Annotated in this window: 13 protein-coding genes; 7 read left to right on the forward strand and 6 right to left on the reverse strand. The window is 69.7% G+C overall.

Annotation, left to right across the window (positions count from 1 at the left end):
- Positions 1 to 30: 30 nt before the first annotated feature.
- Genes GXB85_RS07685 through GXB85_RS07695 form a run of 3 tightly spaced genes read right to left on the reverse strand, consistent with a single transcriptional unit; the run spans position 31 to position 1980 of the window.
- Entirely contained in the window at positions 31 to 657 is a 627-nt protein-coding gene (locus tag GXB85_RS07685) for a peroxiredoxin (RefSeq protein ID WP_161917046.1), read from the reverse strand.
- Positions 654 to 1673: a cytochrome c biogenesis CcdA family protein gene (locus tag GXB85_RS07690; RefSeq protein WP_161917047.1), complete on the reverse strand. Its 1020-nt coding sequence runs from the start codon at positions 1671 to 1673 to the stop codon at positions 654 to 656. The genes GXB85_RS07685 and GXB85_RS07690 overlap by 4 nt, the downstream gene beginning before the upstream one ends.
- 1 nt (position 1674) lies before the next feature.
- Positions 1675 to 1980, reverse strand: a complete 306-nt coding sequence (locus GXB85_RS07695; protein ID WP_161917048.1) for a glutaredoxin — start codon at positions 1978 to 1980, stop codon at positions 1675 to 1677.
- Between the two features lie 141 nt (positions 1981 to 2121).
- Between GXB85_RS07695 and GXB85_RS07700 the strand changes: the two genes are divergently transcribed.
- Both GXB85_RS07700 and GXB85_RS07705 read left to right on the forward strand, forming a co-directional pair.
- The gene (locus tag GXB85_RS07700; RefSeq protein WP_202627690.1) at positions 2122 to 2847 is read left to right on the forward strand and encodes a response regulator transcription factor; all 726 of its coding nucleotides are present in this window, start codon (positions 2122 to 2124) and stop codon (positions 2845 to 2847) included.
- On the forward strand, positions 2844 to 3971 hold the full coding sequence (locus GXB85_RS07705; protein WP_161917050.1) for an ATP-binding protein: 1128 nt from the start codon (positions 2844 to 2846) through the stop codon (positions 3969 to 3971). Before GXB85_RS07700 ends, GXB85_RS07705 begins: the two co-directional genes overlap by 4 nt.
- 47 nt (positions 3972 to 4018) lie before the next feature.
- Here GXB85_RS07705 and GXB85_RS07710 read toward each other — a convergent pair whose 3' ends face one another.
- Together GXB85_RS07710 and GXB85_RS07715 are read right to left on the reverse strand one after the other, a co-directional pair.
- Positions 4019 to 4312, reverse strand: coding sequence for a hypothetical protein (locus tag GXB85_RS07710; protein WP_161917051.1), 294 nt, complete (start codon positions 4310 to 4312; stop codon positions 4019 to 4021).
- The gene (locus GXB85_RS07715; protein ID WP_161917052.1) at positions 4309 to 4551 is read right to left on the reverse strand and encodes a hypothetical protein; all 243 of its coding nucleotides are present in this window, start codon (positions 4549 to 4551) and stop codon (positions 4309 to 4311) included. The genes GXB85_RS07710 and GXB85_RS07715 overlap by 4 nt, the downstream gene beginning before the upstream one ends.
- Positions 4552 to 4772: 221 nt before the next feature.
- Between GXB85_RS07715 and GXB85_RS07720 the strand changes: the two genes are divergently transcribed.
- Positions 4773 to 4985 carry a heavy-metal-associated domain-containing protein gene (locus tag GXB85_RS07720; RefSeq protein WP_161917053.1) on the forward strand — a complete coding sequence of 71 codons (213 nt, stop codon included), beginning with the start codon at positions 4773 to 4775 and terminating at the stop codon, positions 4983 to 4985.
- Here the strand turns inward: GXB85_RS07720 and GXB85_RS18135 are convergent.
- A complete protein-coding gene (locus GXB85_RS18135) occupies positions 4958 to 5257 on the reverse strand; it encodes a hypothetical protein (protein WP_237728086.1) in 300 nt (99 codons plus the stop codon). The genes GXB85_RS07720 and GXB85_RS18135 overlap by 28 nt on opposite strands.
- Here GXB85_RS18135 and GXB85_RS07725 point away from each other — a divergent pair.
- The 4 genes from GXB85_RS07725 to GXB85_RS07740 all read left to right on the forward strand — a co-directional run.
- Positions 5163 to 7409: a cation-translocating P-type ATPase gene (locus GXB85_RS07725; protein WP_237728085.1), complete on the forward strand. Its 2247-nt coding sequence runs from the start codon at positions 5163 to 5165 to the stop codon at positions 7407 to 7409. The genes GXB85_RS18135 and GXB85_RS07725 overlap by 95 nt on opposite strands.
- A gap of 52 nt (positions 7410 to 7461) precedes the next feature.
- Positions 7462 to 8661: a sulfite exporter TauE/SafE family protein gene (locus GXB85_RS07730; protein ID WP_161917055.1), complete on the forward strand. Its 1200-nt coding sequence runs from the start codon at positions 7462 to 7464 to the stop codon at positions 8659 to 8661.
- Positions 8662 to 8718: 57 nt separating this feature from the next.
- Positions 8719 to 9006, forward strand: coding sequence for an IS3 family transposase (locus GXB85_RS07735; protein ID WP_043610596.1), 288 nt, complete (start codon positions 8719 to 8721; stop codon positions 9004 to 9006).
- The coding region (locus GXB85_RS07740; protein ID WP_161917056.1) for an IS3 family transposase at positions 9003 to 9813 on the forward strand (811 nt) is incomplete at its 3' end. The genes GXB85_RS07735 and GXB85_RS07740, both read left to right, overlap by 4 nt.

Here is a 9813-nt window from a genome sequence, read left to right on the forward strand (position 1 = left end):
CTGACATCAGGTGAGATGTTCGCGCTCTACCTAGAGCCTGCTCAGCGCCTCGTCCAGGAGGTCCTCCGGGTCGAGCCACATCGAGGGGTAGTTGCCGTACCACTGCTGGACGCCTTCGGCGTCGATGAGGACGAAGCCGTGCCCGGGCAGGCCTTCGTGCATCCCGCTGCCCAGGGTTCCGTAGGCGTCCGAGACCTCGCCGTCGTCCAGGAGGAAGGGGGCGCTCACCCCCAGTCGCTCACGCTCGGCGTTGATGTGCTCGGCGGTGTTCATCACGATCGGGAGGACGGTGATATCGGCCTCGGCGAAGCCCGGTTCCTTCTCGATCTCTGCCATCTGCAGCAGGCAGGAGTCGCAGCCCGCGCCCTCGTTGAAGTAGAGGATCACCGGTGAGCCGCGCAGGGAGGACAGGGAGACGGTGCGACCGTCCGAGGTAGGAAGCGTGAACTCCGGGGCGACTCGTGTGTCCGCGGAGACCGCGGGCCGAGAGCCGAGCAGGCCGGCGGTCACGAGGGTCACGACGACCAGGAGTCCGGCTGCCCACGCCGCGAGGCCGATGCGTCGGCGTCGAGCCTCGGTCTTGCCCTGCTCCTTCTTGACCTCGTCGAGCACGTGCTGGCGTTCGGCGAGGCGACGGGTGGCGGATCCTGAGGTCATCGTGGGGTTCCTTGGTTGGTGGTCGTGTCGTGGCGGGTCGGCGTCGTGTCCGCGTCCGGCGTCCCGGAGGGCGGAGAAGCTCCATCGACGGACGACGGGTGCCCTGGGACCGCTGCGGGGCTCGAGTCCACAGGCGCGGACGCTCGGTCCGCCCGTCGGCGGCGCTCGGACAAGGTGGCCCAGACGAACACCCCTGCAAGGCCCAGCAACGCGAGCCCCAGGACGGGCTCGGGGACCGGGTCGATGAACCGTTGAACGGCCAGGAAGACGTCGGTCAGGGTGCCCGCGGCCAGGTCTTGCGCTCGGGTGCCGCCGGTCATGTCGGCGTCGTCCGCCAGGGCGATGATGAACACACCCATGACGGTGAACCCGACGGCGACGGCGATGTTCAGCGTGTTGGTCACCAGGACCCGTCCCGCGACGCGCAGGCGGACGAGCTTGGCGCGAAGGAACTTCTTCTCGCCGAGCTTGGCCTTGTCCCAGATCAACGCCATGACGAAGAGGGGGAAGACCATCCCGAACACGTATGCCAGCCCGAGGGTCAGTCCCCCGATGGGGGAGCCCGAGAGGACGGACAGGGTCATGACACCTGCGAGGACCGGCGCGCAGCAGCTCGAGGCGACACCGGAGAAGACACCGAGGGCGAAGAAGCTCGCGGTGTCGCCGCGGCTGGTGTCCGGTGCCCGCAGGAAGCTGGGCAGGGACCACATCTTCCCCGAGAGCGCCAGGAGCGCCAGCGCGATCATGAGGATCCCGCCGGCGACGTACAGAGGTCCGTGGTAGCGCGCGATCGCCCCGGACAACAGGCTCATGCCCAAGGTGATGGGCACCAGGACGAGGGCCAGACCCGCGGCGAAGATGAACGTCAGCGGCAGCAGGCGCCAGCGGCGGTTCTTGACCGCGCCGGCGAGGTAGCTCGGTGCAAGGAAGACGATGCAGCACGGCGCGAACAGCGCGACACCGCCGGCGAAGAACGCCGCAACGATGCTGCCCGTGGTGAGAAGCTCGGCACCCACGTCAGGCACCCCAAGGCAGGTAAGGCCGGGCGTCGTCCGAGGCGCGTGCGGCCAGGACCTTCACCAGCTTCTTCCGCGGAAGGCGCCCGGAGCTGAAGTACCGGCCGTCGAGGAGCACGAGCGGGTTCATGGCCGGTCGGTGCTGGGCCACCAGATGGGCGCCCTCGGGCGAGTCCAGCTCGACCACCGTGACGTCGAGCGGCCACGTCGCGGTCAGCTCGGTGAGCGCCTCCTTGGCGTCGTCGCAGTAGTGGCAAGCCGGGGCATGGACGAGTGTCACCTGGACGGGCGGGGGCGTATCGCTCACGGGATTCTCTCTGGGTCGGCATTCGGGCCGTCATCAGGCTCGTCGCTCCGGACTGGCCCCGTGTCGTCTTTCGGTCAACGTTCGATGAAGGATCGCGGGCCGGACGCTCCGCGGGTCGGCCGAGTCGCCCGAGCAGACACAATGGGCCCCATGGCCAACGACAAGACGCTCATCCGTCGTGCCCTGGTGATCGACGACGAGGAGGCTCTGGCGAAGCTCATTGCGGGCTACCTGGAACGTGACGGGTTCGAGGTGCACCTGGCCTTCGACGGCCCGGCCGGGGTCGAGTCGGCGCGCGAGGTCGATCCGGACGTGGTCGTGCTCGACCTCGGTCTACCCGGGCTGGACGGGATCGAGGTCTGCCGACAGCTGCGAACCTTCTCCGACTGCTACGTGGTGATGCTCACGGCCCGCACGGAAGAGGTGGACACCTTGATCGGCCTGTCCGTCGGCGCTGACGACTACATGACCAAACCCTTCAGCCCTCGTGAGCTCCTCGCCCGGATCGGGGTGCTGCTGCGCAGGCCCCGGCGCGCCACGGGCGCCCAGTCGACACCCGCTGAGCCGTTGCGGATCGGTGGGCTCTCCATCGATCTGCTTGCGCGCGAGGTGCACCTGGACGGTGAGCCGGTCCCGCTCACTCGGACGGAGTTCGACGTGCTGGCGGCCCTGGCCGGCAGCCCGCACGTGGTGTTCAGCCGGCGTGTGCTGATCGAGACGGTCTGGGGCGACAACTGGGTCGGGGACGAGCACCTGGTGGACGTTCACGTGCTGCACGTGCGCCAGAAGCTCCGGGACACGGTGGAGGCCCAGCGGTTCATCCGGACCGTTCGCGGTGTGGGCTACCGGATCGGGACGGGGGGGTGACCCTGCGCGGCTGGGCGACGGCCTCGGGGCTTGCCGCCCGTTTGCTGGCGGCGCTGGCCCTGGTCGTCCTTGCCGGCGGCCTGACGGCGTGGGTGGTCGCAGGCGCGATCGGGCCGGCGGTCTTCCACCAGCACATGCTCCGGGCCGACCTCGGTGCGCAGGACCCGGCAGTCGTGCACGCCGAGGAGGCGTTCCGCTCGGCGAGCTCCATGGCGCTGTCGATCGCCCTGGCCATGTCGGTGCTGGCGTCCCTTGCGGTGAGCTTGTTCCTCACACAACGCATCGCCGCCTCGCTGGGGACCCTCTCCGCGGCCACCACCAGGGTTGCTGCGGGCCACTTCGACTCGCGCGTGGCCAGCCCTCGCCTGGGTACCGAGTTCGAACAGCTGGCCGCGTCCTTCAACCACATGGCGACGCAGCTGGAGGAGAGTGAGGCGCTTCGCCGTAGGTTGCTGGCCGACGTGGCGCACGAGGTGCGCACACCGGTCGCCATCCTCAGGGCGTACCTGGAAGGCCTCGAAGACGGCGTCGAGTCCCTGACCCCCCAGACAGTGACCGTGCTTCAGGACCAGGGTGCCCGGCTCGCACGCCTCGCCGAGGACCTGGCAGCCGTCACGCGAGTCGAAGGTGGAGACCTCGCGCTCGTGCTCGAGCCCACCCCCGTCGAGCTGCTGGTCACCAGCGCCCGCGATGCAGCCGAGGACCGCTACTCCGGCGCCGGGATCGGGCTCGAGCTCGACCTGCAGGCTGGACTGCCTGCGGTCGCAGTCGACCGGGATCGGATCAGCCAGGTGCTGGGCAACCTCCTGGACAACGCACTGCGGCACACGCCCACCGGGGGCCACGTGGTGATCAGCGCCGACCGCCTCCAGGACGGGCGACTGCGCATCGCAGTCTCGGACGACGGCGAGGGTATCGACGCCGCCCACCTGCCCCACGTGTTCGAGCGCTTCTACCGTGTGGACACGGCGCGTGACCGGGACCACGGCGGCTCTGGCATCGGACTGGCGATCGTTCGCGCGATCGTCCACGCCCACGAAGGTTCGATCCGAGCCCGCAGCGAGGGACTCGGCCGTGGAACGACGTTCGAGTTCACTCTGCCGCCCCTCGCGGCTCGAAGCTGAGGGACCAGGTCGGCGGGCACGGGACGCGCCCGCCGACCCTCAGCCGCTCAGCCGACGACGCGCCCGGCGTCCGCCGGAACTGCCGACGAGCCCTCGTCGGCGCGCGTGGAGCCCTTCGCCTCCGGTGCGACGTCCGTGTCGCAGTGCGGCCCGTGCTGATGGGTGTTGCTGCCCTGCGCACCCATGCCACGCCCCATGATGAACATCATGCCGATCATCATCAGCGGGCATGCGAGCAGCAGCGCCCAGGGCAGTGCCTCACGAAAGCTCACCCCCACGAGCAGCAGAACGCCCAAGATCGCTCCGGCTCCGATGAGCATGTGCTTGAGGTGACCCTTCATCGAACTCCCTTCGCCGCGGCGGGCGTGTGCCCGTCGAGCTCGTCCCGAACCGATCGGTAGTCCTCCGGGGTGATCTCACCCGAGGCCAGACGCGCGTCGAGTAGGACCCGCGGGTCACGGGGCGCCTGAGCGGGGAACAGTCTCCCGATGGCCCACAGCACCAGGCTCACGACGACGACCCAGAAGATGATCATGGCGACCCAGCCACCCGCACTCATCTGCGTGCACCACAGACCCATCGCGATCTCCTACCGTTCGATCAGGCACCGGGTGGCGCCCGTCGTCAACTCTCATCAGCCGCCATCAAGAACCGGACGCCGATCCATGAAGAGTTGCTGAAGGTCGCTCCGGAGGGACTCGGCCGCGACTTTCCAGGCCTGATCACCGGCTAACGTCGGGGCACCTCAGAGCGGGTCTGCCGCGCGGGCCGAACGCTCACCTCCGATTGAAGGGCCGTTTCATGACCACGACCTACGACGTCGCGGGGATGACCTGCGGACACTGTGTTGCGTCCATCACCAAGGACGTGTCGTCGGTGGACGGTGTCCAGGCCGTGAAGGTCGACCTCGAGAGCGGCCGTGTGACCGTGACTGCCGACGCGCACGTCGACCCGGCTCTCGTCGCGGCCGCCGTCGACCGGGCCGGCTACACGGTGACGGGGGTCAGCGCGTGAAGGGCGCTGCCGTGGCGCGCCTGAGCACCTATGCGCTCGGGCTCGTTCTTGTCTTCGTCGCGGCATTCGCGCTCGGCAACGCGATCGGTGGGTGAGGCGCCCATGACGACCACCGGCACCGCGAGCTCGAGCGAGGCCGCTGGGACGACTTCCACGGTGGAGCTCACCATCGGGGGCATGACCTGCGCGTCGTGCGCGGCCCGCATCGAGCGGAAGCTCAACCGGATCGACGGTGTGAGAGCCAGCGTGAACTTCGCGATGGAGTCGGCCAAGGTGGACTTCCCCCCGCAGATCTCCGTCGAGGAGCTCGTCCGGGCCGTCGAGGAGGCCGGTTACACGGCCGCGCCACCGGTGCCGCCCGTCATCCCTCAACCGGACGGTGCCGCACGGTCGGACGGCGCCCCGACGTCCGAGGACCCGGTCGACGTCCTGCGACGCCGCTTGGTGGTCTCGACGCTGCTGACCCTCCCGGTCCTGGTGCTCGCCATGGTGCCGCCGCTGCAGTTCGACAACTGGCAGTGGCTCTCGCTCACCCTCGCCGCGCCGGTCGTGGTCTGGGGTGCATTGCCCTTCCACCGCGCCGCCTGGAAGAACCTGCGTCACGCGAGCGCCACGATGGACACGCTGATCTCGATGGGGATCCTGGCAGCATTCGCCTGGTCTCTGTGGGCGCTGTTCCTCGGCGACGCGGGCATGCCCGGCATGCGCATGGACTTCACGCTCTTCCCCGAGCCAGGTGCTGGCTCCGGCGAGATCTACCTCGAGATCGCAGCGGCTCTGGCGATGTTCATCCTGCTGGGTCGCTACTTCGAGGCCCATGCCAAGCGCCGCTCCGGCGCCGCCCTGCGGGCCCTCCTCGAGCTCGGCGCCAAGGACGTGGCGGTCCTCCGGCCCGGCGCCGAGGGCGAGGTCGAGGTCCGGGTGCCGATCGACGAGCTCGCCGTCGGCGACCGGTTCGTCATCCGCCCCGGCGAGAAGGTCGCCACCGACGGCGTGGTCGTCGAGGGGACCTCCGCCATCGACGCAGCACTGCTCACGGGTGAGTCCGTCCCGGTCGAGGTGGCACCCGGCGACCCGGTCACCGGTGCGACGGTCAACGCCGGTGGACGCATCGTGGTCCGGGCGACCCGGGTCGGATCCGACACCAAGCTCGCCCAGATCGCCCGCCTCGTCGTCGACGCACAGTCCGGCAAGGCAGCTGTCCAGCGGCTTGCAGACCGGCTCTCTGCCGTCTTCGTGCCCATCGTCATCGCCCTGTCGGTCGGCACCTTGGGCTTCTGGCTCGGCCTGACCGGTGACGTGGTGGCCGCGTTCACCGCGGCCGTCGCCGTCCTGATCATCGCCTGTCCCTGCGCCCTCGGTCTGGCGACCCCGACCGCACTGCTCGTCGGGACCGGCCGTGGCGCACAGCTCGGCGTGCTCATCAAGGGCCCCGAGGTCCTGGAGTCCACACGCAAGGTGGACACCATCGTTCTGGACAAGACCGGGACCGTGACCACCGGCCGAATGTCGTTGGTCAACGTCATCCCCGCCGACGGTACGGAACCTGACGAGGCGCTCCGCCTGGCTGCGACCCTGGAGAACGCCTCCGAGCACCCCATCGCCGCAGCGATCGTCGACGGCGCCACGAACCTGGGGGTCACCCTGGGATCGGTGTCCGACTTCGCCAGCACACCGGGGCGAGGCGTCACCGGCACCGTCGACGGTCGACAGGTCCACGCCGGTCGCCTCGCGTGGTTGGAGGGGGAAGGGCTGACGGTTCCCGTGGAGCTGTCCGCGGCAGTCGACGAGGCTGAGGCCGCGGGCCGCACCGCTGTGGTCGTCGGATGGGACGGGCACGTGCGCGCGGTCCTCGTGGTCTCGGACACGATCAAGCCCACCTCGGTCGAGGCGATCAGCCGGCTCAGGAGCCTGGGCCTGACCCCCATTCTCCTGACCGGCGACAACAGCCGCGCGGCGCAGGCGGTAGCCGCTCAGGTCGGCGTCACCGACGTCATCGCCGAGGTCCTGCCCGAGGAGAAGGTTGCCGTGGTCACCCGGCTGCAGAGCGAGGGGCGGGTGGTGGCGATGGTCGGCGACGGCGTGAACGACGCCGCCGCCCTCGCTCAGGCCGACCTCGGCTTGTCCATGGGTACCGGTACCGATGCCGCCATCGAGGCCTCGGACCTGACCCTGGTCCGGGGAGACCTCCGATCGGCGGCCGACGCGATCCGACTCGCGCGCCGGACGCTGTCGACCATCAAGGGGAACCTCTTCTGGGCGCTGGCCTACAACGTCGCAGCCATCCCCTTGGCCGCCTCCGGTCGGCTCAACCCCTTGATCGCGGGTGCGGCCATGGCGTTCTCGAGCGTCTTCGTGGTGTCCAACTCGCTTCGGCTGCGCAAGTTCGCAGCCTGGTCCCAGGACACCTCCCAGAACCGCTGACCGGTCGCCCTCCCCCCTGAGGCGACCGGTCAGCCTTGACTCGAGGACGGCCATGGCTGTGATCGACCTGTCCGTGCGGGGCATGACCTGCCAGGCCTGTGAGGTGCGTATCAGCAGGGCGCTGTGCACCGTCCCTGGGGTCCTGCACGTCAAGGTGTCCCTGCGTCGTGGCATCGCACGCGTCCACACCGATGCCTACGTGCCACGTGGACGCCTCCACAAGGCCGTCCGGGGAGCCGGGTACGAGCCCGGCCGTGAGGCGCAAGCCTGGTTGACGGCGGACTCCTCGGTGTGGAGGGACGTCGTCATCGCGGTCGGCCTTCTCGGCGGGCTGGGCCTGCTCCTGCAGCTCAGCGGCCTCGGCGACCTCTCCGGGCAGGTGGGTGCACTCACCTCCTCCGGGAGCCTCGCGATGGTGGTCGTCCTCGGCCTCGCTGCCGGCCTGTCCACCTGCATGGCCCCGGTGGGCGGTCTGGTGCTTGCCGTCTCGGCTCGCCACGCCGAGCTCCGTCCCCAGGCCTCGGCCCTCCAGCGGATCCGGCCCCAGCTGATCTTCAACCTCGGTCGGGTCATCGGGTTCGGCCTCCTCGGCTCGCTCGTGGGCCTTCTCGGGTCCGCGTTCACTCTCAGTGGGCGTGCCTTGGCCGTCATGATGGTGGTGGTCTCCCTCGTGATGGCGTCCGTGGGTCTGAAGCTCACGAGCCTGTCGCCACGCCTGTCCCGCGGCACGAACGTGACGTTGCCACCAGCGCTCATGAGTGCGCTGCGCCTGGACCGGACCGACGGCCCTTACACCCACGGACGCGCGGCCCTGCTGGGAGCCGGAACGTTCCTGCTGCCTTGCGGCTTCACCCAGGCGGTCCAGGTGTACGCGATGTCCACCGGAAGTCCGCTCCGCGCGGGGCTGATCATGAGCCTGTTCGCGCTGGGCACCCTCCCTGGGCTGCTCGGCATCGGCGGGATCACCGCGAACGTCCGGGGTTCGATCGCCACCCACTTCTTCCGCTTCGCCGGGGTCGCCGTTCTCGCATTCGCCGCGATCAACATCTCGGGGGCGCTCGGCGTCCTCGCCCCGGGCCTGATCACGCCGACGGCGGCCGCGGCCACCGCGCCGGTCGGTGCTTCCGTCGATGTCGAGATGGAGGGTGAGGTCCAGGTGCTGAGGACCCGCCAGGTGGCCACGGGATACGAGCCTGCGTCCGCGACCGTCTACGTCGACCGGGAGGTCCGCTGGGAGATCGACGGAGCTTGACCCGCTTCCCCGGACACCTGTCCTGAGGTGACGATGTCATCTCCGAGAGGAGTCCTTGTGCCTGCAGCCAAGCCGCCGGAGTTCCGGCGTCGAGCAGTGGATCTGGCCCGCAGTGGTCAGCACCCGGTCGCGAAGGTCGCGTCGGATCTGGGGATCAGTGAGTCGTGCCTGCGCCGGTGGATGGCCCAGGACGATGTCGACGCCGGCCGTCGGGAGGGGCTGACGAGCGAGGAGCGCAAGGAGCTGGTCGAGCTGCGCCGCCGGACCCGGGTGCTGGAGATGGAGAACGAGATCCTCAAGCGCGCCAGCGCTTACTTCGCCCGGGAGAACGTGCTCCCAAAATGACCGCCCGGCTGGTCCAGGAGCTCGCGGGCGACGGGGTGCCCGTCGCGCTGACCTGTCGGGTGCTCGGCATCTCCCGCTCGGGACTCTACGAAGCCCTCGGTCGGACCCCGAGTGCTCGTCAGGTCGCTGATCAGGCCCTGACCACGACGATCACCGCGATCCACGAGGGCTCGCGCGCGACCTACGGCGCACCGCGGGTCCACGCCGAGCTGCGCCTGGGGCTCGGGATCGCCTGCGGGCGCAAGCGCGTCGCCAGGCTGATGCGAGTGGCCGGGCTGGTCGGGGTGTGTCACCGGCGCAAACGCCGCGGCCAGCGGCCTCTGCCGGCCCCGCACGAGGACCTGGTGCGGCGCGACTTCACCGCCGACGGTCCGGACCGGTTGTGGTGCACCGACATCACCGAGCACCCCACGGCCACCGGGAAGGTCTACTGCGCCGCGGTCCTCGACGTCTTCACAAGGAAGGTCGTCGGGTGGTCGATCGCCGACCACATGCGCGCCGAGCTCGTCGTCGACGCCCTGCAGATGGCCATCTGGCGCCGCCAGCCGACGCCCGGAGCGATCGTCCACGCCGACCGAGGAGCCCAGTACACGTCGTGGATCTTCGGGCACCGGCTGCGCGAGGCCGGGCTTCTCGGGTCGATGGGCCGGGTCGCCTCGAGCGTGGACAACACGATGATCGAGATGCTCCTATCGGCGTCAAGTGGGCATCGGGGCGCTCTCCAGGAGCCTGAACACGTGGCGGGCGAAGTAGCGCTTGAGGCAGCGCATCGCTTCGCGTTTGGTCTTGCCCTCGCTGATCCGGCGG

Origin of the sequence: Cellulomonas sp. APG4, from assembly GCF_009996735.1 — a bacterium.
In the GTDB taxonomy this organism is placed as follows: domain Bacteria; phylum Actinomycetota; class Actinomycetes; order Actinomycetales; family Cellulomonadaceae; genus Actinotalea.